Here is a 23,538-nt window from a genome sequence, read left to right as displayed (position 1 = left end):
ATGAACAACTCCGCGGATCGCACAGCCGACGGTGCGGACCGGGTCCAACGGGCGCTCCGCACACTGCTGGAGGAGCGCGACCGCCTCCGGCAGGAGAACGACGCCCTGAAAGCCGGCCGCGGCGAGCCGATCGCCGTGGTGGCCATGGCGTGCCGCTACCCGGGAGGCGTGTCATCGCCCGAGGAGTTGTGGGATGTGATCCGCGGCGGCCTGGACGTGGTGGACGAGTTCCCGCAGGACCGCGGGTGGCGGGACATATACGACCCGGATCCCGACACGGCCGGCAGCTCGTACACGCGGCACGGAGGGTTCCTGACCGACGCGGCCTCTTTCGACGCGGGGTTCTTCGGCATCAGCCCGCGTGAGGCGCTGGCGGTCGATCCGCAGCAGCGCTTGCTGCTGGAGACGTCGTGGGAGGTCTTCGAGCGGGCGGGCATCGTTGCCGCCGATGTGCGCGGCGCCGACGTCGGTGTCTTCTCCGGAGTGAGCTCCCCCGAGTACGGGATGCGTTTCCTGGAGGCGAGCGGGAACGAACTGGAGGGCTATCTGCTGCAAGGCAGCGCGCTGAGCGTCGCCTCCGGCCGAGTGGCCTACGAACTCGGTCTGACCGGACCGGCGGTGACCGTGGACACGGCGTGCTCGTCGTCACTGGTGGCCGTGCACATGGCGACGCAGTCACTGCGCTCGGGAGAGTGCTCGCTCGCGCTGGCAGGCGGGGCGGCGCTGATGTCGACGCCCGCGCTCTTCGTGGAGTTCTCCCGGCAGCGCGGTCTGTCGGCCGACGGACGGTGCAAGTCCTTCGCGGACGCAGCCGACGGAACCGGCTGGGCCGAGGGGGTGGGGGTGCTGCTCCTCGAGCGGCTGTCCGACGCCCGCCGCAACGGCCACCCGGTGCTGGCCGTCCTGCGCGGTTCCGCGGTGAACCAGGACGGGGCCAGCAACGGGCTGACCGCCCCCAACGGCCGCGCCCAGGAGAAGGTGATCCGCAAGGCGCTGGCGAACGCGGGGGTCTCGGCCTCCGAGGTGGACCTGGTCGAAGCCCACGGCACCGGAACCACGCTGGGGGATCCCATCGAGGCAGGCGCTCTGCTGGCGACCTACGGACAGGGCCGGGCCGAGGGCAGGCCGCTCTGGTTGGGGTCCCTGAAGTCGAACATCGGGCACTCCATGGCTGCCGCCGGGGTCGGCGGGATCATCAAGGCCGTGATGGCCATGCGTCACCGGCATCTGCCGAAGACCCTGCACGTGGATACGCCCTCACACCACGTGGACTGGTCCTCCGGCGCGGTTGAACTGCTGGTGGAGGGGCGTGAGTGGACCCGGGTGGACGGTCCGCGGCGGGCCGCCGTGTCGTCGTTCGGGGTCAGCGGCACCAACGCGCACGTCATCCTGGAAGAGGGACCGCCGCTGGAGCAGGCGGAGGAGCCTGACGCGCTCTCGGCTGTTGCCGGCGGCCTCGTGCCGTGGGTGCTGTCGGCCAAGAGCGCGGGGGCCTTGGAGAAGCAGGCGTGCAAGCTGCGCGATTTCGCCGCCGCCAATCCGGGTGTCGACATCGCTGATGTCGGTTGGTCGTTGGTGACGAGCCGGTCGGCCTTTGGACACCGTGCGGTGGTTCTGGGCCGCGGTCAGGACGACTTGCTGAGCGGCCTGGCGTCGTTGAGCGACGGCGCGGAGTCAGCCGCAGTGGTGCGTGGCGCGGCCGGTGAGCTCGGTGGGACGGTCTTCATGTTTCCCGGCCAGGGGTCGCAGTGGGTCGGCATGGGCCGTCAGCTGTACGACACCTTCCCCGTCTTCGCGCAGAGCCTCGACGCGTGCGCGGCCGCGCTGGCCGAGTGGGTCGACTGGTCGCTGCTCGACGTGGTGCGCGGCGAGGAGGGGGCGCCAACTTTCGACCGAGTGGACGTGGTTCAGCCGGCGCTGTTCTCCGTGATGGTGTCCCTGGCTGCCCTGTGGCGGTCGTGGGGTGTGGAGCCGGCCGCGGTGGTGGGACACAGCCAGGGCGAGATAGCCGCCGCCTACGTCTGCGGCGCGCTGTCGTTGCGCGACGCCACCAAGGTCGTGGCGCTCCGCAGCAAGGCCCTGGTGGATCTGAAGGGTCACGGCGGGATGGCGTCGGTCACGGAGTCCGCGGATCTCGTGGAGGCACGTCTTGCTCCATGGAAGGACCGGGTGAGCATCGCCGTCGTCAACGGCCCCCGCTCCGTGGTGGTGTCCGGGGAACCCGACGCACTCGACGAGTTCGTCGAGAAGATGAAGGCCGAAGGCGCTCAGGCCCGGCGAATAGACGTTGATTACGCCTCCCATTCCCACCAGGTGACCCAGGTCCGCGACCAGGTGATCGCCTCGCTGTCCGACGTGAGCCCGAAGACGTCGACGCTGCCCTTCTACTCGACCCTGCACGGCGAAGTCATCGATACCGCACAGCTCAACGGCGACTACTGGTACAACAACCTGCGCGAAAGGGTCCTCTTCGAAACGTCCGTCCAGCGGCTGGCCGAGGACGGTTTCCGGGTGTTCATCGAGATGAGCCCGCACCCCGTTCTGACGATCCCGGTGCAGGAGATGGTCGAGGACGTGGACAGCGCGTTGGTCCTGTCGTCGACGCGGCGGGGGCGGGACGAGGTGGAGGCCGTGCTCGGCTCGCTGGCCGGGCTCCACGTCCAGGGCGGGTCCGTGGACTGGGACGCCCTGTTCGGGACCCGCCGGCGGGTGGACCTGCCGACGTACGCCTTCCAGCGGCAGCGCTACTGGCTGAACTCGTCGCACGCGGGGGTGACCGCGGAGGTGCCCGCGCCGGAGCCGCCCGAGGGTGACGACGAGCCCATCGCCCTGCCGGACCTGCTCGCCACCCTGCCCGACGACGAGGCGACGGCACTCGTCCTGGACCACGTCCTCACGAAGGTCGCCGTCGTGCTCGGACACCCCTCCAGCGAGACCATCGACCCCGACCAGGAATTCAAGGACCTCGGATTCGACTCGCTGCTCTCGGCGCAGCTGAGCAAGGGCCTGGCCACGACGACCGGACTCAGGCTGAAGCCGAACCTGGTGCTGCGGCACCCGACACCGAGGCGGATCGCCGGGCACCTCATGACCTCGATGGCCGGTCGCGACCGGCAGTGAACCCACGGTGTACGGGCCACCTGTGCCCCGCACACCGTCCCGCCGGCGGGACGCAAGTCCGCCGGTGACCAGGCCCGTTCCGGTACCCAGGTGCCTTGAACAGCCGATCCGCTTCCGTGAAGGTGGAGGCCTTCTCCGAATTCCTCCGGTTCCCGGCCGCTTTGCTGAGAGGATGATCTCTGTGCGTTCGTTCGGTGCGTCGTCTGCGCATAAAGGGTTGTGGCGGGCGCAGGAAATGTTTCCCGACACACTGAACCATGCGCTGACCCTGTGGAATGTGGACGGTGAGCTGGACGCGGCCGTCATGGAATCCGCGTTCCTGCACGTGATGGACGAGGCGGAAGTGCTGCGCGTCAACTTCGTCGACGACGGCAGCGGGCTGCGCCTCGTGCCCAGGGAACTGGGGGACTGGCGGCCGTTCTTCCTGGACGTCAGCGCCGAGGACGATCCGGAGCGGGCGGCGCGCGAAGCGCTGGCCGACATGGTGCGACAGCCGTTCGACCTGGAGCGGGATCTGCTGTTCCGGCTGGGTGTGGTCAAACTCGCGGCAGCCCGCTCCGTGCTGGTGATCATCTACCACCACCTCATATCGGACGGGTACGGCGCGGCCGGCCTGCTGTCGCGGCGCCTCGCCGAGGCGTACACGGCGCTGTCGCAGGGGTCGGACGTACCGGAGTTGCCGCACCCGTGGGATGCCGAGTCGTTCGCGACCGAGGCAGCGGAGTACAGCACCTCCGAGCAGTTCGCCGAGGACACGGCGTTCTGGCGCGGCTACCTGGCGGATGCGCCCGCCCCCGCGCAGATTCCGCGCGTCGCCCTGTCCGACGCGATGCGGTCCGCGCTCTGCGAACCGATGGGCAGCGCCGACCGCTGGGGGGAGCTGACCGCACCCATCGGCATGGTGAGCCGAACGCTGACCGTGCCGCGCGCCGATGCGGACGCGTGGACCGAGACCGCGAAGTCCATGGGTGTGTGGATGTCGTCGATGCTGACCGCGGCCGCGGCGGTGTACCTGCGGCACCGCTGCGATCGTCCCGAGTTCCTCCTCTCGCTGGCCGTGGCCAATCGGGTCGGGGTGGCGAGCCGGACGCCCGGCCTGGCGGTGAACGTGGTGCCGGTACGGGTGAAGGTTCCGCTCGGTGCGACCTTCACCGAGATCGCCGACGCGATCGGCGACGAGACGTATGAGATCTTCGATCACGCCGCCTGCCACTACTCGGAGATTCAGCGCGCGAGCGGAACCGTCCTGAACGATCGCGGCAGTTTCGGTGCCGTCATGAACATCGTCGAGCTGCCGGAACAGCTCCACTTCGCCGACAGCCCGGCGCACTTCCTCGGCGGGACGACCGGGACCTTCGAAGAACTGGCGATCGGCGTCTACACCGACGGGACCGCAGACAGCGACCTGTTCATCCGGCTCGACGCCCCTGCGAGCCTGTACTCCCGCGCGGAGCTGCGCTTCATCGGTGAGGACCTGATCGCGCACATCCGCGCCGTCGTGGCCGCGGGCGAACAGCCGGTCGGCGCGCTGGACGTGGTGAGCGGTGTCGAGCGGGACCGGGTGCTGACGGCGCCGAACGACACGGATGTGCCGGTGCCGGGGCTGACGGTTCCGGAGCTGTTCGCCCGCCAGGCGGAGCGGACTCCCGACGCCGTCGCGGTGGTGTCCGGCGACTCGGCGGTCTCGTACCGGGAGCTGGACGAGCGCTCCAGCCGCCTGGCCCAGGCGCTGCGACGACGGCAGGTCGGACCCGAGACGGTCGTGGCGGTGGCGCTGCCCCGATCGGTCGACCTGGTCGTTGCCCTGCTGGCAGTGGTGAAGGCGGGCGGAGCCTACCTGCCGGTCGACCCGGCGTTCCCGGCGGAGCGGATCACGTCGGTGGCCGGCGACGCCTCGGTGCGCGCACTGCTCACCGATACGGCGACAGCCGAAGCGCTCTCCGGCGAGCTGGATGTGCCGGCGATCCTGTTCGACGACATCCGGTCGGACACCGCCGACGACAGCAACCGTGCGACGGAGGCTCCGGTCCCGTCGCGTCGAGACGGCCTGCTGGCCGTGATGTACGGCTCCGGACCGACCGGCGCGGCCACAGGAGTCGCCGTGACGCACCGGAACATGGAGCGGTTCGTCCTGGACCGCCGCTGGCAGGATGCCGGCGACAGCACCGTGCTGTGGCATGCGCCGCACACCTCCGACGCGCTTCCCCTCGAAGTGTGGGTGCCCTTGCTGAACGGCGGCCGGGTGGTCGCGGCTCCTCCGGGGGAGCTGGACATCGACGCGCTGACCGAGGTGCGAGCGGCGCACGAGATCTCCGCGGTGTGGCTGCCCGCGGGCCTGTTCTCGGAGATCGCGGCAGAACGCCCCGAGAGCCTCGCCGGGTTGCGCGAGGTGTGGACCGGCGGTGACCGCGTGTCCGCGGCCGCGGTGCGGCGGGTGCGGGAGACCTGCCCCGAGCTGACCATCGTGAGCGGTCACGGTCCGACGGAAACGACCGTGTTCGCCGCATCCCACCGCCTGGCGGCGGGCGAACAGGCGCACCACACGGGCGCGGTCGGCCGCCCGACGGACAACACGGCCCTCTACGTGCTGGGGCCGGGGTTGGCGCCGGTCCCCGTGGGCGTGGCCGGAGAGCTGTACGTGGCCGGGCCCGGCGTGGCGCGTGGCTGTCCCGGGCGCCCCGGGCAGACCGCGGAGCGGTTCGTGCCCTGTCCGTTCGGTCCGGCCGGCGGGCTCATGTACCGGACCGGAGACCGCGTGCGGTGGAGTACCGACGGCCTCCTTGAGTACGTGGGCCGGGCCGACGCCCAGGCAGACGTACGTGGTACCCGGGTCGAACTGGCCGAGGTCGAGGAAGCGCTGTGCGAGCACACCGGCCTTGCGCAGTCGGTGGTGGTCGTCAGCAAGGACACCTCCGGGCAGCAACGCCTTGTGGCCTATGTGGTTCCGGTGGGCGGCCAGGCCGTTGCGGGTGACGAGCTGCGCCGGTTCGCCGCGGGGCGGCTGCCGGAGTTCATGGTCCCGTCGGTGTTCGTGGTCCTGGAACGCCTGCCGCTGACCGCCGGTGGAAGGGTGGACCGGGCGTCGCTGCCGGCGCCCACATTCGATGACGAAAAGTACCGGGCCCCGCGCAACCACACCGAGCGGGTGCTGGCCGAGGCGTTCGCCGACGTGCTCGAGCTGGACCGAGTGGGCATCGACGACGACTTCTTCGACCACGGTGGCAACTCTCTGCGGGCGATCAGGCTGACCAGCCTGATCCGGGCGGAGCTGAACCAAGAGGTGCCCATCCGCACGTTGTTCGCCGTGCGCACCATCGCCGGCCTGACCGACACGTGGAAGGACCTCGCCGAGTCCAGCAGGCCGGCTCTGCGCAGGAGGACGAAGGAAGGCGAAGTTCTGTAGGCGAGGGTGGACGCGGTGGCCCAGGGCCAGGCCGCGTCGAGGCGGAACTGCCGGAGACGGGCGTGTCGGGCGCTGTCGTGTCGAAGAGCGGTGAGTTGCTCGAAAGATGCATCGAGTCTGCCTGTACGGGTGGCGCTGAGCGGAATCCTTCCCGGTGACGGGACAATCCATGGTGCCGCAGGTCTCAATTTTTCACGCCCGCTGGACGGCCCTTGTCAACCGCAGGGGGAACGACGGCAAGAAGAGCAGAAGGCGGGGTCGACGGTTTGACGGGCGGCTGAAAGACCTTCACCGATGCCTCGGCGGTACCGGCGGATCTGTGGCAGGACACGCCGTTCGCCGAGTTGATCCGGCGGATGCGGAACAGAATGCGGATGCGCAGGGCGCTCAGGGGCTTGCGTTCACCCTGTACCGCCCCCTTGGCGGCACTCCGGCGGCGGGACGACCGGTGTCCTTCAATACGCCGACGCCGGGTGCGACCGACAGACGGCGGAGTGGCTCGCGGAGCGGTTGGTACGCGTCGTACGCCAGGTCGTGGCCGAGCCCGGCCGGCGTGTCTTTGACACCAGTGAGATCGCGATCACCGGGGTCAGCATGGTCAACGGCCCGCTACCCGTCGGCCGCCGGCGTGAGGCCGATCCGCAGCTGAGCGGGACCCTGGCGTGCCAGCGCCATCTGATTCGACCGTGACACCGTGGCCGGGCTGGTCGAACGGCCGGCCGCGACGTTCGCGCGGCTCGGGGGCAGTACCAGGGCCACGACCCCCATCCGGGCGGCAACGTGCCGGCCCCATTACTGTCGGGCGGTCGCGCCCGCTCCTCCCGCGCCGTCCGCGACCACCTGCGACGGCGCGGGATCCGTACCGAAACGACAGAACCTAGCGGACTGCTTTCCGGGCTGCGGTGAGGTCTTGGACGGTGCCGGAGATGATGTCGGTGATCTCCTGGCTGTGCTGGTCGAGGTAGAAGTGGCCGCCCTGGAAGACGTGAAGGGAGAACTCGCCGGTGGTGTGCTCCTGCCAGGCTTCGGCCTCGGCGGTCGTGGTGTGCGGGTCGTCGGTGCCGACCAGCATGGTGACGGGGCAGCCGAGCCGGACACCGGTGATGCGGGGGTGGGTCTCGATGGCCGTGTAGTCGCCACGGACGGCGTAGAGGATGGAGGCCCTCAGATGCTTGTTCTCCAGGTAGGCGGGGTCGGTGCCGCCGACGGAGCGCAGTTCGTCGATGATGCCGTCGTCGTCGCGGCGGTGAACCGTTCCGCCGCGCAGCAGGGAGGGCGGGGGGTAGCCGGAGGCGAGCAGCCAGGCGGGCGGGGTGCCGGCGTCGTCCTGGTAGCGGCGGGCCACCTCGAAGGCGAGGATGGAGCCCATGCTGTGGCCGAAGAAGACGGTGGGCCGGCCGTCCTCGGAGCGACGCAGTGCCGCGTAGGTGAGGTTGGCGAGTTCGGCGAAGTTCTCGACGCAGCCCTCGGCACGCCGGTCCTGCCGTCCCGGGTACTGGACGGCGAGCACGTCCAGTTCCGGTGAGAGAGCTTCCGACAGGCCGTAGAAGTAGCTCGCCGAGCCCCCGGCGTGCGGGAAGCAGACGATTCGGAATTCACTGTCGTCGGTGGGGTGGAAGCGGTGTATCCACTCCCCGTCGAATTTCGTCGACCCTGTCATACCCAACCCTTCTATAAGTTTACCGATTTCAGCCCGCGATGCGGGAGCGGTCCGAGCGTAGTGGAGCTGGAGGGGAAGGAGCCGATAACCCGAACAGCCCCTCCTTTCTGAGGGCGATCCATATTCGCGCACGGTGTGTCACTCGGCCCGGCGCGGGTGGTACACCGGGTTATCCGGGGCGGAACTCGATGACAGCATCGAAGTCCGGCGGACCTTGGCGTGTTCAGGTGGGTTGGTGGTTCAGGAGGGAGGCGACGAGGCTGGTGTCGATGTTGCCGCCCGAGACCAAAACTCCGATGTCCTGGGCGTGGCCCTCGGCGGCCAGGCGCAGGGCGCCGGCCACGGCGGTGGCGGCGGCGGGCTCGATGAGCAGGCGGGCGTGGACGAGGACCAGGCGCAGTGCTTCGGCGATGGCGCTCTCCTCGATCGTGTAGACCCCGGTGACGGTGTCGTGGGCCAGGGCGTAGGGGAGTTGGCCGATGCGGTCGGGGCGCAGTCCGTCGGCGATGGTGGGGTGGGCGTCCACGGTGACGGGCCCCCCGGCGCGCAGCGCCGCGGTCAGGGCCGGGACGGCGCTGGGCTCGGCGCCGTAGACGTCGATGCCCTGCCCCGCGGTGGCCAGGCAGGCGCCGGCCACCGCGCTGCCGCCCCCGACGGGCAGCACCACCGCGTCCAGGCGGCCGCCGGCCGCGTTCACCTGGTCCAGCAGGTCCGCGGTGGCGGTTCCCTGGCCGGCCACCACGCCGGGGTTCTGGTAGGGGTCGATCTCGTCCAGGCCGCGGGTGGTCTTGAGCTTGTCGACCACCGCGATCCGCTCGGCCAGTGTGGTGCCCGCCTGGAGCACCTCGGCGCCGGTTTCACGGATGCGCCGCACCTTGGTCACAGCGGCGTCGGTGGGCAGCACCAGCACGGCCGGAAGCCGGTACTGGGCGGCGGCCAGGGCCACGGCTATGCCGTGGTTGCCGGTGGACTGCGCGACCACCCCCCGGCTGCCGGCCCCCATCAGCTGCTCCACGGCAAGCAGCGCGCCGCGCATTTTGAAGGAGCCGCCCCGCTGGAGGTTCTCCGCCTTCAGCCACAGCCGGGCGCCGGCCACCCGCTCCAGTTCCTCGCTGCGCACGACGGGCGTATGCACCACACGGCCGGCGATACGCCGCCGGGCGTCGTGCACTCCGTCATAACTCAGCAGCTGCGGCTGCCCGGCGACAGCCACGACATTCACACCGACCGACATGATGCCTCTCCGTTTCTCTGCGAGTTCGGGGTGCCCTCACGCGGCGGGACCTGCGCAGGCAGGGAGCGAAACAACGGCATACGCATTCGGCGGGGCTTCCATGCGTGTCCCGCCGACGGGACACGCATGCCCAGCCACACGGATGTGTTGCTACATCGGTGCGCGTCGGCCAAGGGGGCGTACTTAATGGTTCATTGTGCCGGTCCACGTTGGCCGCGCGCCCGATGGAAATGCAATCCTGCCCAGACGTGGGGCCTTCCGGGAGCGAAATATCTTCTCTGTGTTTGAGGGCCTCAAGTAGCTTGGTGTAGAGCATTCATGGCGAACCGGGCTTTGCTTCCTGCGATATGACGTGGCCGTGAGGAATGCTCGAAGCGTGCTGTGGGATCGCGACGGCCAGCCACGCGTTGTGGCGCGGATCGCGGATGCCCGGGGCATCAACCATGACGGTCAGATCGTCGGTCGCACCGGTGATCCCAGCCGGCACGAATTCGGCGTATGGCAGCAGACGACGCTCAGCTCCACGCTGAGCTGCGCCCGCGACCGGCACTCTGGAACGACGAAGGCCCCCTCGTTCGTGAGGGGGCCTTCGTGTGACGGCCGAAGCCGTCCTGGGCGTTCAGCTGTCTCCGGGTGACGTCGCGGCCTGCCGGCGACCAAAGCGACTCGTGACGAGGACTGGAGCGACGATGCGCGCTCGCCCCCTTCGCAGCGGCGGCGTTCGCCCCTTCTGGTGGGCGGCCGGGATCGCGGATGGGGCGGCGTACTCCGACGCCGGTGTCGGAGTACGCCGCCCTGCGGCGGGACGAGCTGCGGGAGGCAGTCGGCGCGGTCGTCCCGGCTACTTCGGGTCGCGGTTGAACACGGACTTGGACCAGAAGCAGCCGAGCGCGGTCAGGCCCAGGCACCACCGCCGGTCCGCCTGGACGCGGGCCTGACAGAAGAGGGCATGGTGTCCTCCGTTCGAAGGCTGAAGGGGGTGAGGGAGACGGGGCCGGTTGGGGATTGGTGCTCAGGCCGTGGCGCGGCGGATGTTGATGTTGCCGTGCTGGGTGCGGGCGCGGACCTCGACGGTGTCCTCGGTCTTCTCCGGGGTCTCGGACGTGGAGAGCGTGTTGCGCACCTGGCCGAAGCCCGAGCTGACGTCGAGCCAGGCGGCCGTGCCCTCGCGGATGCCGACCTCGATGGCGCCGTAGGAGGTCTCCAGCTGAACGGTGCCGCGGGCCACTTCACCCACGCGCAGGGTGCCGTTGGTAGTGGTGGCGGCGACCGAGCCCTCGGCGCGCGCGATGTCGATGTCGCCGTTGGCGCCGCTCACCCGCAGCTCGCCGGTCGCGGCACCGACGGTCGTGGTGCCGTGCGAGTTCTTCAGGACGGCGGGGCCGTCGACGAGGCCGACGCGCAGGCTGCCGGAGCTGGTGGTGATCTCGGCCATGCCCTCGACGCGGTCCACACTGATCGAACCGTTCGGCGCGGTTGCCTGGAGCGGCCCGGTGGTGCCGAGGCGGACCTCACCCGATGAGGTCTTCACGCGGACCTGGCCGAGCCGGCCCTCGCCGAGCACCTGGGCCCAGCCACCGGTCATGTCGATCCGTGAGCCCGTGGGCAGTTCGACCGTCACGTCGACGGTGCCGGTGCGGCCGAGCAGATTGGCCTTGGGTGTCCTGACGGTCAGTACACCGCTCGCGTAGGTGACCTCGGTCTGCTTGGCCGCCCGCAGGTCCTGGTCCTTTTTCGGGTCGCGGGGCCGCACCTCGATGACGGTGTCGAGACGGTCGCCCGCGGTGAACTGGATGGTACCGGCCTCCACGTGCGCGGTGGCCGAGATCGGTTCGGGGGTGTCGAAAGAAGGCATGGCTGTCCCGTCCTCATGAGTCGTTGGGTCGTCCCCGCTGGTGGGACGTGGTGTGGGTGAAAGTGGTGCTGGCAGGGCCGCGGCTGCGGAACGGTCAGGCGGCGTGGCAGAGCGCCGCTGGGTCGGCCGGTGCCGCGGTGCGGGTCAGGAGGGCGTGTACGGGAGGGGTGGGGGCGGTGGCCGCGGTCTGTGGGCGGTTGCGTGCGAAGACGACGAGGCGCAGCACCGCGAACCGTGCGACACCGGCGAGTGCGGAGGCGGACAGGTAGACGACCTGCTCGAGCACCGCACCGGGTGATGCCGCCAGCTGTTGCAGAACGAGCATCGCCACGCAGGTCACCGCGTACGCGGCCGCCGCGGACCCGCCGGACTGCGCATGCTGGCGCCAGGTCGCGCGCCCGCCCGCGCCGAAGGTGAAGCGGGCGTGCAGCTCGGTGGCCAGCAGTGTGGAGACCACGGTGATCACGGCGTTGGCCAGGACCCAGGGGATCCAGGAGGCGAGGCCCGTCACGGCGAAGCTGGAGGCGAGCCCCACCCCGCCGCCGCAGCACACGAAGCGGGCGAAGGCAGCGAAGGCACCGGGTGCCGCCTGCTGCCGGCTCTGCGTTGCCCCCATGGTCCGCTCCTTTGATCGCCCACTTTGCGAAACACGCACCCTCGGCCTGCGAAGCCGAGGGATGCGCTACCGATGACGTCATCATGGCACATTAATGGCGCCAAATGAAGCTGCATGTGATGCCACTCGTGTCATCGGTGACGCCATGGCGGGAAGCGGGGCGACAAATGTGCAGGTCGGCGACTCAGTGGGAACGCTCATCATGCTCATGCTCGGCCTGGGATTTGGTCTGCGTCTTGTGGGCTGCGCTGGAGCAGTGGCTCCATTGTGGCCCACATGTGCGCATTTGGTTCGATGTGGTGCCAGGTGTGCGCCATAGCGGAGCCATGGAAAACGGAGCGACGCCGGGTACGGCGTACGACGTAAGGCAGCCCCCAACCATGTCCGTTTCCCTGATCGGTCGGGACAAGCTCACCCTGCTGGCCGCTGTATACGGCGCCGGCTCGCAGCGGCCGGCCTTGTCGGGCACGTGCTCGCGGAGAAGCCGGAGGGCGGGAAGCTGCGCCGACCAGGTGCTGCCGGCCCTGACGGCAGCGATGAGTCTGCCCAAGAAGCAGGATCCGGCCGAGGCCGACAGCTTCCGCGGCACCGTCAGCGTCGCCATCGAAGCAGCCGCCCGGGCCCACACGGGCGAGCCCCAGCCCTGCCCTGGCTGTGATGGCCTGCAAGATCACCGACCTCTCGGCGCCGTTTGATGGGATGGAGGGCCGGGGCTGTCCGGCCGGGTTCACCGCGATCGAGATCCGTCGGTCGTCGCCGACGACCCGGCAGTCCGTCCCGAGGGACCTGCGATTCACGTGCAGGGCCTGGAGCAGGTCGTGTCCTCGCCATCGGCGAACCCGGTGTCCGCCCTGCCGTGAACGGGCAGCCGGACATTGCGGTGGGACACGAAGACCTCCGGGCGGTGAAGACTCGACACCTCCACCAGACCGGAGGTCTTCGCCATGCTCGAGACCCGGCACTGTGAACAACAACGCCCGTGAGCGATACACCTGGGTGCGGCGAGGGCCAGGAACAAGCAGTGCCAGTCTCCTCGACTCTCTTCGGCATGTCCGCGCAACCGGCTGGCGGCCGGTCAGGAAGCGGAGGCTGCGGTGAGCAGCCCTTCGGTGACGGCCGCGGCGACCTGGCCGAGGTGGTCGAAGAGGTAGAAGTGGTCGCCGGGGAAGACCTTCAGAGCGACGTCGCCGCTGGTGTGCTCCCGCCATGCCTGAGCCTGCTGAACCGTCACCATCGGGTCGCGGTTCCCGACGAGGACGGTCATCGGAGCGGCGAGCGGTTCTCCCCCGCGCCAGCTGTACGTGCCGATGGCCCGGTAGTCGGCTCGCAGCGCCGGCAGCACCATCTCCATGACGTCAGGGTTGTCGAGCATGGTCTGATCGGTGCCGCCCAGCCTGCGCACCTCGGCCAGCACGTCGGCGTCGTCGTAGAGGTCGTAGCGGGCGCTGATCCGGACGTCCGGCGCGCTCCGGCCGGAGAGGAACAGCCGCTGGGGACCGGGCAGTTTGCCCCGGGCGAGCAGCCGGGCCGTCTCGAACGCGACGAGCGCGCCCATGCTGTGGCCGAACAGGGCGTACGGCCGCCCGGAGTCCTCGGCCAGTACGTGGGTCAGCTCCTCGGCCACTGCCTCGACGAGCGGGGCCAGAGCCGTGAACGGTGCCTCGCAATACCGGTCCTGGCGCCCTGGGTACTGCACGGACAACACGTCGAAGTCCGCAGGCAGCGCACGCGCCAGGGGCCTGTACGCCGTCGCGGAGCCCCCCGCATGGGGGAAGCACACGAGCCGCGGCCCATTGCCCGCGGTGGTGAAGCGCCGGAACCATGTGCTGTTCACGGTATATCCCTTCGTCTGCGCCGACCTACCGGTCAACTGTTTGATTCAGTCGGCAGATCGAGCGCGTCGAACTGCTCGCCGCCGCGCAGCCAGACCCGCCCCGCACCCCGCGCCGGACACTTGAACACACCCCGACTGCCGTCCGACGCACGCCACTTGGGGGGCGGGCACTCCGCATCGGCGTCGAGCTCGAGGGCCCTGCAGGCCGGACCTGCCGCTGCCGGTCACACCGACCGAACCGACCGCGGGCAGAGAAACGGCCCGCCGGTGCCCTCGGGGGATGTGGGGCGCCGGCGGGCGGTTCGTGCCCCGCGAGGGCTCGCGCCCGTCCGTATCGGAGCTCACGATCCGAGAATCCCGCCCCGCCCTCGACGGGTGCTCGCAGGGCGGTGGAGAGCCGGCGCTCAAGCCCACGCCGGGCGACCGCACAAGCGAGTCCGCGCTGCCGGACGGGGGCGACACCTGGACCGTCGCCGGCTGGCACAGGCCCTCGCCACAAGGCGGGGACGCCTTCCTCGTCGTGCCGGGACTCTGAGCCTGGTTCGAGAAACACCGGGGAGCCGAGGCCGTCGGAGCCCCGGCTGCTGTCATCGGACCGCATCCGGCCAGGGCGTCTGCGGCCCCGGTATCCGGTGGGAACCCACGCTGCCGAAGGTGCGCGCGAGGTCCATTTCGGACTCCAGCACCGCGGCCAGCCGGCGCACGCCCTCGCGGATCCGCTCCGGCGGCGGGTAGCAGTAGGACAACCGCATCTGGCGGCTGCCGAACCCGTCCGTGGAGAACCCGGTGCCCGACGCGTACGCCACCCGGGCGGTCACCGCGCGCGGCAGCATCGCCTTCGTGTCCACGCCCTCCGGCACCGTCACCCACACGTAGAACCCGCCGTCCGGCTTCGTCCACGTGCAGCCCGGCGGCAGATACTGCTCCAGTGCGGACAGCATCGCGTCACGGCGCTCGCGGTAGTTCTCCTGGAACGCCTTGATCTGGCCCTTCCAGTCCTGCGTGGCTAGGTAGCGCGACACGATCATCTGGTTCAGCGTGGGCGGGCACAGCGTCGCCGACTCCATGGCCCACACCAGCTTCTCCCGCACCGCGTGCGGCGCCAGCACCCAGCCGACCCGCAGGCCGGAGGCGAACGTCTTCGAGAACGAGCCCAGGTACACCACGTTGTCCGGGTCCAGCGAGCGCAGTGCCGGGTAGGTCTGGCCGTCGAAGCCGAGCAGGCCGTACGGGTTGTCCTCGACCACCAGCACGTCGAACGTGCGGCAGATCTCCAGAATCTCCTCCCGCCGCTCGACCGCCAGCGTCACGCCGGCCGGGTTGTGGAAGTTCGGGATCGTGTACAGCAGCTTCACACGCTGCCCGGCGTCCCCGGCCCGCCGCAGCGCCGCCCGCAGCCCCTCCGGCACCAGGCCGTGCTCGTCCATCGCCACATGCACGACCTGCGCCTGGTACGCGGCGAACGAGCCCAGCGCGCCGACGTACGAGGGGCCCTCGGCCACCACCACGTCACCCGGGTCGCAGAACAGCCGGGTCACCAGGTCGAGGCCCATCTGCGAGCCGACCGTCACCACGACGTCGTCCGGGTGCGCGTTGATGCCCTCCAGCGCCATCACGTCGCAGATCTGGTCCCGCAGCAGCGGCAGGCCGTGCGCCGACGCGTACTGCAGCGCCGTCAGGCCGTCCTCCGCGATGATCTGCGCGACCTGCGCCGAGAGCGTTTGCAGCGGCAGCGCGGCCAGGTTCGGCATGCCGCCGGCCAGCGAGACCACCTCCGGCCTGCTGGCGACCGCGAACAACGCCCGGATCTCCGAGGCCGTCATGCCCGCGGTGCGCACGGCGTACCGGCCGAGGTGGGGGTCGGGGACGTTGCGGCCGCTCTGCGGCCTCGCGAGGCTGTGGTTGGTCATGGAAGACGCCCCCGGGGCTCGGTGGACAAGGTCACTGTCGTGGTGGGACCGCAGAGAGGAACCGGCAGCGCGTCGAGGATGGTGTCACTGATCCAATCGGCGATTTTGTCGGGGTGGCCCCTCGGTGACGGACTCCGAGGTGAACAGACGACGGGACATGGCTCTCCAGATGGTTGCAGCTCAGGGCATGAAGTCACACGTGTGACAGCCACGCTGGACGACCTCGAACGAGAAACACTCGAAGAACGACGGAAGATGAACGGACTGGGCCCTCCGGCAGTTGACCGGTGCTGCGGCGATCAGACGTCCTTGAGATCGGGTGAGGCCGCGGACCCGCTCCCGCTCGTCCGCGCAGGTTCCGGCGAGCACCACTCTCGGCGGGCGACCGCCGTCGGCATCGGTGGTGAGCACCAGCAGCTCCTGGGGCCCGTACACAACGAACAGCCCGGCGCGACCAAAGCAGGTCGCGCCGGGCCGTGGTTGTTCATCCGTGTATCGCTTCAGTGCACGAGGTTGCGCTCGTGTTCCGGCCTGTTCTGCGGGATGTGTGGCGGGCCGGACTGCAGCCGCTGCTGCAGCTTCTCGCCCTCGACGTCCACGTTCGGCAGCAGCCGGCCGAGCCACTTCGGCAGCCACCAGGCGGCGTCGCCGAGCAGCGAGTGCACGGCGGGCACGATCGCCATCCGGACCACGAAGGCGTCGAACAGGACGGCTGAGGCAAGGCCGAAGCCCATCATCGCGACCAGGTCCTCGTCTTCCACGATGAAGCCCGAGAAGACGCTGATCATGATGATCGCGGCGGCCACGACCACCCGGCCGCTGTGATGGAAGCCGGTGACGATGGCCTCCTTCGCCGGAGCGCCGTGGACGTACGCCTCACGCATCCGCGTGACCAGGAAGACCTCGTAGTCCATGGCGAGACCGAAGACCACACCGATCATGAAGATCGGCAGCGTCGTCATGATCGGGCCGGTCTGCTCGATGCCGAAGAAGTCGGCGGCCCAGCCCAACTGGAACACCGCGACCAACGCGCCGAGTGCCGCGCTCACCGAGAGCAGGAAGCCGAGCGCCGCCTTCAGCGGGACCAGGATCGAGCGGAACACCAACAGCAGCAGCAGGAAGGCCAGGCCGACCACCAGGCCCAGGTAGGGCAGCAGCGCGTCGGACAGGGTCTGCGAGAAGTCGATGAACAGCGCGCTCTGGCCGGTCACCAGGATCTCGGTGGCGCCCGCGGACGCCGCGAGCGTGGTGGCCTTCGCGCGGATGTCCTTGACCAGCTGTTCGGTCTTGGCGTCGGTCGGGCCGGTCTTCGGGACGATGCTGAAGAGGGCGGTGTCGCCCGCCTTGTTGGCGGTGGCCTTGGAGACCGAGTCGACGCCCGCGGTCTTCTTGAGGGTCTCGCCGACCTTGTCGCCGGCGGCGGCCGCGTCCTTGCCCTCGACGGTCACCGTCAGCGGGCCGTTGAAGCCGGGCCCGAAGGAGTCGGACAGCAGGTCGTACGCCTTGCGCTGGGTGGTGTCGGTCGCCATCGTGCCCTCGCCGGGCAGGCCGAGCTCCAGCTTGGTGGCGGGCAGGGCGACCGCGCCGAGGCCGACCACCGCGAGGAAGAGCACCCCGAGCGGGTGGCGCACCACGAAGGAGGCCCAGCGGGTGGACAGGTTCGGCTTGGTCCGCGCGGCCAGCTTCGCGGCCTTCTTCTCGGACTTGCGCAGCTTGCGCGCCGACAGCGGCTTCTTGGCCTGGACGAGGCGGCGGTCGGCGACCCGCAGCACCCGGCGCGGTGCGAAGCCGAGCAGGGCGGGCACGAAGGTGACCGCGATCAGCACGGCGACGGCGACCGTACCGGCCGCGGCGAGGGCCATCTTGGTGAGGATCGGGATGTTGACGACCGCGAGGCCGGCCAGCGCGATGATAACGGTGAGTCCGGCGAAGACGACGGCCGAACCGGCGGTGCCGGTCGCGCGGCCCGCGGCCTCCTCGGGGGTGCGGCCCTCGGCGATCTCGGCGCGGTAGCGGGAGACGACGAACAGGGCGTAGTCGATGCCGACCGCCAGGCCGATCATCATCGCCAGGGTCGATGTCGTGGCGGACAGCCCGAGGGTGGAGCCGAGCGCGGTGATGGCGGAGACGCCGACGCCCACCCCGATCAGGGCGGTGAGCAGTGGCATACCGGCGGCGATGAACGAGCCGAAGGTGACCAGCAGGACGATGGCCGAGATCAGCACACCGATCTGCTCACCGGTGCCGGACATGGTCTGCTCGATCGCGACCGCGTCACCGCCCGCCTCGACGGTCAGGCCGCCGTCGCGGGCCCGGTCGGTGGCCTCGGTGAGCGCGTCGTGCGCCTCGTCGGTGAGGTCGGGTGCGGCGACCTTGTAGGTCACCACGGCATAGGCGGTGCGGCCGTCCTCGCTGATCGAGTCGGCCTTGAACGGGTCGGCGACGGCGGCCACTTGGGGCGCCTTGCCGAGCTCGCCGACGAGCTCGCCGATCGCCGCCTTCTCGTCGGCGATCGGTTTGCCCTCGGGCGCGCGGATCACCACACGGGCGGTGGCACCGTCGGCGCCGGCGTCCGGGAACTTCTCCTCGAGCAGGTCGAACGCCTTCTGCGACTCGGTGCCCGGCATCGAGAACTGTTCGGTCGGCGGTGTGGGAGCAGACGAGGCCGCGGCACCGACGCCGCAGACGATCAGCACCCACAGCAGGGTGACAAGGCCGCGTCGCCTGAAGGCGAAGCGGCCGAGTTTGTACAGGAAGGTAGCCACGGGAAACCGCACTCCCATTGAGTGGGGGGCAGGGGGACGCATGCGGCCGACCACCCGGGGGGAGGACCGGGTGGTGGACTTTGACATGCCCACACGCTGACCCAGTGCGCGGTCGAAGAGCCACCTTCTCCGGAGGGCCTGGACTGTCCCTCGAGCGGACGTCGAGCAGACGGATCAGTTCCGGCCAGCCGTCGCACGTCACCTGCGCCGATACGCGCCCTGCGCCGACGTCGGACACGTGTGGAAACCCCGGCCGCTCCTCGCGCCCGACGTTTTCCGTCGACGACCAACTGGCGGAGCTTTGCGCAGGGTTCGAAGCGTTCTTCGCCGGTGCATTCGAGCAGCACGCAGAGCGTGTCGACCCTGGGACGCCCGACGGCCGACCCGGCATCCGACCGATGCATCGGCCGCCGGGCTCGCCTGAGAAACGACTCAAGATTCGTCCGGAGGGCCGTGGCTTACCACCGGCCTCCGGTTCACTGACCTGCTGGAGCCCACCGCGACAACCGAACCGGCCACCGCGGCACGGCACCCTCGACCTCCGCACGACGCACCCCATTTGTCGATCTCGGAGAGCGGAGGCACTCCACTCGCCGAGACCTGGCGTCAGGTTCACCGCTGCCCCAGTACCGTGATCACCTGGTAGCTGGCGGTGTCGTCCGGCTCGCTCACAAGCCTCCTCGGCCTCCACCCGGACGTGCGCCGCGAAGGGCGAGGTGCGCGCCCCGTTGCACCAGGCGGGCCAGCGTCCCCGCATGCGGCACAAACAGGGGGCCGGCGAGTGGTGGAGGCAATGGCGGCCCGCGCCGAGGGTGCTGACGGCCAATGGCGGGCAAGATCGCGAAGGGCGTGCGGCTCATCATGCTGGCCTGGCACTTCTCGTGTCGAGGGTCCACCGGGCCGGGCTGCCCGTGCTGGACGGGAACGCCATCGACGCACAGCCGCCCGGTGATCCGCCGGAACTTGACCCCAGCTTGAGGTGGGCTACCGAGCCGCTGGAGAAACCGGGCCATAAGGTGCGCCGTTTGTCATGGTCGGTTGGTGCCCCGCCCCTGTCCCGGCTGCATTGCCGCGCAGGGGCGTACTGCTTCTGCCCCACTAGATGGGAGTGCGGTTCCCCGTGGCTACCTCTCCGTACGAACTCGGCCGCTTTGCCTCGCCGCACTGGTACGGCATGGGTGAGCCGGGAGATCCCCAGTGCGCCGGTGACTCGGTGGAGTTCGAACTTGACCGCGAACTCCTGTGCGCAGTCGAGGAGTTGGCCGGTGAGTGCGACGCCACGGTGCCCATGGTGCTGCAGGCGGCGCTCGCGGTGCTGCTGCACCGGCTCGGTGGGGGTGCCGGCCTCGCGGTGGGACTGCCCGTGGCCGGCGGGCCCGACGAGGGTGCCGCGGGGCTGGTGTGGCTCGGCGCCGACGCATCGGTACTGCGGGTGGATCCAACTGATGACGAGTCGTCGTTCGCCGCGCTGGTGACGCGTGTACGGGATCGGGTCGGGAGCGCGATGGCCCCCGAGGACGTCCCGTCCGGACTGCTCAGTCCTCTCCCTGACCCCTCCGGGGGCGGGTTGGTCGGCACGCTCCGGTACGACGCTGACGTGTACGGCCGGGCAGCCGCAGAGTCGCTCGCGGAGCGGTTCGTGCAGGTCGTACGCCAGGTGATGGCCGAGCCCGGCCGGCGGATCGGGGCGGTCGGGGTGTCGCTGGCGCCGGTGAGCTGGCGCGAGATCGAAACGTGGGAGCGACGGTATCCGGGGCTGGCGGAGGTGTGGCCGCTGACCTCGCTGCAGTCGGGGCTGCTCTTCCACACGCTCCTCGACGATGCGTCGCGGGGGGCCTACCAGATGCAGTTCGTCATCCAGTTGCGCGGGCCGGTGGCGGGGGAGCGGATGCGGGCGGCAGGTCAGGTGCTGCTCGACCGGTACGCCAATCTGCGGACGGCCTTCGTGCCGGGCGCCGACGGCACATCGGTGCAGGTGGTCGTCGACGGGGTGGAGCTGCCCTGGCGTGAAGTGGACCTGGCCCAGGAGATGCGGACGGAGCGCGAGCCGGGTGCGGCGTTCGAAGCCTTCCTCGCGCAGGACTTGAGGAGCCACTTCGATGTGACGGTGCCGCCGTTGCTGCGGATGGCGCTGGCGAAGGTGGGCACCGAGCGGTTCGAGCTGGTGCTGACGGCTCATCATCTGCTGTTCGACGGCTGGTCGTTGCCCGTGCTGATGCAGGATCTGCTGCACCTGTATGCGGCCGGTGGGGACGCTTCCGTGCTGCCGCGCGTGGCTGAGTACCGGGACTTCCTGGTGTGGTTGTCCGGGCAGGACCGGGAGGCGGCGGCCCGCGGGTGGGCCGAGGAGCTGGCGGGGGTGGAGGACCCGACACTGCTGGCCCCCGTGGTCGGATCCGGATCCGGGGTGGGCGGGCCTGAGTCCGCAGGGGTCGGCGAAGTCGAGGTGGCCCTGCCCGCAGGCGGGGTGCGTGAACTGTCCAGGCGGGCCGCCGAGTTGGACGTTCCCCTGGACACCGTGGTGCAGGGCGCCTGGGCGCTGCTGCTCGCCGGGCTGACCGGGCAGCAGGATGTGGTGTTCGGGGCGACCGTGCCAGGACGCCCGGAGGCGGTGCCCGGCGTGGCCTCGATGGCCGGGCTGTTCGTCAACACGCTCCCGGTGCGGGTACGGCTCGCGCCCACGGACACCGTGGCCGATCTGCTGCGCGGGATGCGGGAGCGGCAGGAGGCGCTCTCCAGCGACCACTGCGGCCTCGCCGACATCCACCGGGCCACCGGCACGAGCGTCCTGTTCGACACCCTGGTGACGTCCGAGTCGTACACGGTGGGCAACCAGGGCGTGGACCACCAAGGTGGTGCCGACGCAGGCATCGAGATCACCGGTGTCCGTTCGTCCGCCGGCACCCACTACCCGCTGACGGTCACCGTCAACACCGAGCCCCACCTCCAGGTGGCCGTGCAGTACCAGCGTCACCTCTTCGACCGCGCCGGCGCCGAGACCGTCGCCGAGCGGCTGGCCCGCGTCCTCCAGCAGATCGCTGCCGACCCCGACCTGCCCGTCGCCCGCCTCGATCTGCTCGGACCCGTCGAGCGGGACCTGCTGCTGCACGGGCACAACGGCACCGCCGTGCCCGTCGAGGCCGCCACCGTGCCCGGCCTCTTCGAGCAGCGGGCCGCCGCGACACCCGACGCGGTGACGGTCGAGTGCGGCGACAAGTTGCTGACGTACCGGGAACTGGACGCGCGGGCGAACCGGCTCGCCCGCGAACTGATCCGGCGCGGCGTAGAGGCGGAGACCGTGGTGGCGGTATCGCTGCCGCGCTCGCCCGACCTGGTGGTGGCGCTCCTCGCTGTGATGAAGGCCGGCGGCACCTATCTGCCGGTGGACTCCGCGTACCCTGCGGACCGGATCGCCTACCTGCTGGAGGACTCCCGCACCCTGCTGATCCTGGCGGACACCGTCACGGCGGACGCGCTGCCCGAACTCGCCGTGCCCGTCCTGCGGATGGACGCCCCCGAGACTGCCGCAGCGGTGGCGCGGCACGACGGCACTCCGGTGACTGACGAGGAGCGGCCCGGCGGTTCGCTGTCCGTCGCCAACGCCGCGTATGTGATCTATACGTCGGGTTCGACCGGGCGGCCGAAAGGTGTGGCCGTCACTCACGTCGGGGTGGCCAGTCTGATCGCGACGCAGCGGACGCGGCTCGGCCTGACGGCCGCGAGCCGCGTGCTGCAGTTCGCCTCGCCGAGCTTCGACGTCTCGGTCTACGAGGTGTGCATGGCTCTCTTCACGGAGGCCACCCTGGTGCTCGCCCCCCAGGAGCACCTCGCCCCGGGCAGCCCGCTGATCGACACGATCGCCGCGCAGCGGGTGACCCATGTCTTCCTGCCGCCGGCCGTCCTCGGGGCGCTGCCGCCCGGCACACTGCCGGGCGTGGCCTCCCTCGCCGTGGGCGGCGACGCAGCCACGCCCGAGCTGGTGACCGGCTGGTCAGAGGGCCGGGACATGGTCAACGCCTACGGGCCGACCGAGACCACGGCGATCGTGACCTTCAGTGATCCCCTGATCGCCGACGGCCGCACTCCGCCCATCGGCCGGCCGATCGCCAACACCCGGATGTACGTCCTCGATGACGCGCTGCGCCCGGTGCCGGCCGGTGTGGCAGGCGAGATGTACGTGGCGGGCGAGGCGCTCGCACGCGGCTACCTCGGCCGGCCGGGCCTGACGGCCGGACGCTTCGTGGCCTGCCCGTTCGGCGCACCCGGCCGCCGGATGTACCGCACCGGCGACGTCGTCACCTGGGCCCCCGACGGCCAATTGGTCTTCCACGGGCGCACGGACGACCAGGTCAAGATCCGCGGATTCCGTATCGAACTCGGCGAAGTCCAGGCCGCGTTGGGCGCGCACCCGAGCGTGGAACAGGCTGTGGTCGTCTGTCATGAGCAGGGCGGCGACCGGCGCCTGGTGGGGTATGCGGTGCCCTCCGAGGGCACCACCTTGCCGGCCTCCGCCGAGCTGCGCGCCTACGTGGCCGAGCGGCTGCCCGCATACATGGTGCCGTCGACCGTGGTGGCCCTCGCCGAGGTGCCGCTGAACCCGAACGGGAAGCTGGACCGGCGAGCACTGCCCGCGCCCGACTACGCGGGCGGGGCGACCGGGCGCGCACCTCGCACGCCCCAGGAGGAGGCACTGTGCGAGCTGTTCGAGGACCTCCTCGGGGTCGAGCAGGTCGGGATCGACGACAACTTCTTCGACCTGGGCGGGCATTCACTCCTTGCCACACAGCTGGCGAACCGGATGCGCTCGGCCTTCGGGGTGGAGCTGCCGCTTCGGGTGGTGTTCGAGTCGGCGACCGTGGCGTTGCTCGCGGAGCATCTGGGTGCGGGGGAGCGGTCGTCGCGTCCGGTGCTGCGGCGGGCCCGGGTGCGGCCGGAGCGGGTGCCGCTGTCGTACGCGCAGAGCCGGCTGTGGTTCCTGGACCGCTACGAGGGGCCTTCGGCAACGTACAACTTGTCCTACACGCTGCACCTGAGCGGTGAACTCGACGCAGATGCACTGGCGTTGGCGATGCGGGACGTGGTCGCGCGGCACGAGAGCCTGCGGACGCTCTTCGTGGCGGACGCCAGGGGCGTCATGGCAC

The 23,538-nt window shown here is 70.4% G+C and carries 14 protein-coding genes; 5 read left to right on the top strand and 9 right to left on the bottom strand.

Annotated features, from left to right (window positions below; genetic code table 11):
• Positions 1 to 3,120 carry a type I polyketide synthase gene (locus GAS53_RS43295; RefSeq protein ID WP_151483278.1) on the top strand — a complete coding sequence of 1,040 codons (3,120 nt, stop codon included), beginning with the start codon at positions 1 to 3 and terminating at the stop codon, positions 3,118 to 3,120.
• Between the two features lie 172 nt (positions 3,121 to 3,292).
• A complete protein-coding gene (locus GAS53_RS43290) occupies positions 3,293 to 6,523 on the top strand; it encodes a non-ribosomal peptide synthetase (RefSeq protein ID WP_151483277.1) in 3,231 nt (1,076 codons plus the stop codon).
• Between the two features lie 877 nt (positions 6,524 to 7,400).
• Here the strand turns inward: GAS53_RS43290 and GAS53_RS43285 are convergent.
• The 5 genes from GAS53_RS43285 to GAS53_RS43270 all read right to left on the bottom strand — a co-directional run bounded on the left by GAS53_RS43285 (position 7,401) and on the right by GAS53_RS43270 (position 11,888).
• Positions 7,401 to 8,183: a thioesterase II family protein gene (locus GAS53_RS43285; RefSeq protein ID WP_151483276.1), complete on the bottom strand. Its 783-nt coding sequence runs from the start codon at positions 8,181 to 8,183 to the stop codon at positions 7,401 to 7,403.
• 223 nt (positions 8,184 to 8,406) lie between these two features.
• A complete protein-coding gene (locus GAS53_RS43280; RefSeq protein WP_151483275.1) occupies positions 8,407 to 9,417 on the bottom strand; it encodes a threonine ammonia-lyase in 1,011 nt (336 codons plus the stop codon).
• A 316-nt stretch (positions 9,418 to 9,733) separates the two neighbouring features.
• Positions 9,734 to 9,904, bottom strand: a complete 171-nt coding sequence (locus GAS53_RS55600) for a hypothetical protein (RefSeq protein ID WP_192583532.1) — start codon at positions 9,902 to 9,904, stop codon at positions 9,734 to 9,736.
• Positions 9,905 to 10,429: 525 nt separating this feature from the next.
• Complete coding sequence (locus GAS53_RS43275; RefSeq protein ID WP_151483274.1) at positions 10,430 to 11,272, bottom strand: DUF4097 family beta strand repeat-containing protein; 843 nt, start codon at positions 11,270 to 11,272, stop codon at positions 10,430 to 10,432.
• A 94-nt stretch (positions 11,273 to 11,366) separates the two neighbouring features.
• Positions 11,367 to 11,888 carry a GtrA domain-containing protein gene (locus GAS53_RS43270; protein ID WP_151483273.1) on the bottom strand — a complete coding sequence of 174 codons (522 nt, stop codon included), beginning with the start codon at positions 11,886 to 11,888 and terminating at the stop codon, positions 11,367 to 11,369.
• 380 nt (positions 11,889 to 12,268) lie between these two features.
• Between GAS53_RS43270 and GAS53_RS57055 the strand changes: the two genes are divergently transcribed.
• A complete protein-coding gene (locus GAS53_RS57055; protein ID WP_225859442.1) occupies positions 12,269 to 12,583 on the top strand; it encodes a hypothetical protein in 315 nt (104 codons plus the stop codon).
• 98 nt (positions 12,584 to 12,681) lie between these two features.
• Here GAS53_RS57055 and GAS53_RS55595 read toward each other — a convergent pair whose 3' ends face one another.
• Positions 12,682 to 12,834, bottom strand: a complete 153-nt coding sequence (locus tag GAS53_RS55595; RefSeq protein WP_192583531.1) for a hypothetical protein — start codon at positions 12,832 to 12,834, stop codon at positions 12,682 to 12,684.
• A gap of 129 nt (positions 12,835 to 12,963) precedes the next feature.
• A complete protein-coding gene (locus GAS53_RS43260; RefSeq protein WP_151483272.1) occupies positions 12,964 to 13,722 on the bottom strand; it encodes a thioesterase II family protein in 759 nt (252 codons plus the stop codon).
• Positions 13,723 to 14,002: 280 nt separating this feature from the next.
• Between GAS53_RS43260 and GAS53_RS43255 the strand changes: the two genes are divergently transcribed.
• The gene (locus GAS53_RS43255; RefSeq protein ID WP_151483271.1) at positions 14,003 to 14,257 is read left to right on the top strand and encodes a hypothetical protein; all 255 of its coding nucleotides are present in this window, start codon (positions 14,003 to 14,005) and stop codon (positions 14,255 to 14,257) included.
• Positions 14,258 to 14,309: 52 nt separating this feature from the next.
• On the opposite strand, the gene GAS53_RS43250 is transcribed toward GAS53_RS43255, so the two are convergent.
• On the bottom strand, positions 14,310 to 15,632 hold the full coding sequence (locus GAS53_RS43250; protein WP_151483270.1) for an aminotransferase-like domain-containing protein: 1,323 nt from the start codon (positions 15,630 to 15,632) through the stop codon (positions 14,310 to 14,312).
• A 500-nt stretch (positions 15,633 to 16,132) separates the two neighbouring features.
• Entirely contained in the window at positions 16,133 to 18,397 is a 2,265-nt protein-coding gene (locus tag GAS53_RS43240; RefSeq protein ID WP_192583530.1) for an MMPL family transporter, read from the bottom strand.
• A gap of 1,120 nt (positions 18,398 to 19,517) precedes the next feature.
• On the opposite strand from GAS53_RS43240, the gene GAS53_RS43235 reads away from it, so the two are divergent.
• On the top strand, positions 19,518 to 23,538 hold a 4,021-nt coding region (locus tag GAS53_RS43235; protein WP_192583529.1), incomplete at its 3' end, for a non-ribosomal peptide synthetase.

The organism is Streptomyces albicerus, from assembly GCF_008905045.1.
GTDB classification, from domain to species: domain Bacteria; phylum Actinomycetota; class Actinomycetes; order Streptomycetales; family Streptomycetaceae; genus Streptomyces; species Streptomyces albicerus.
This window is presented reverse-complemented; position numbering and strand designations above follow the sequence as displayed.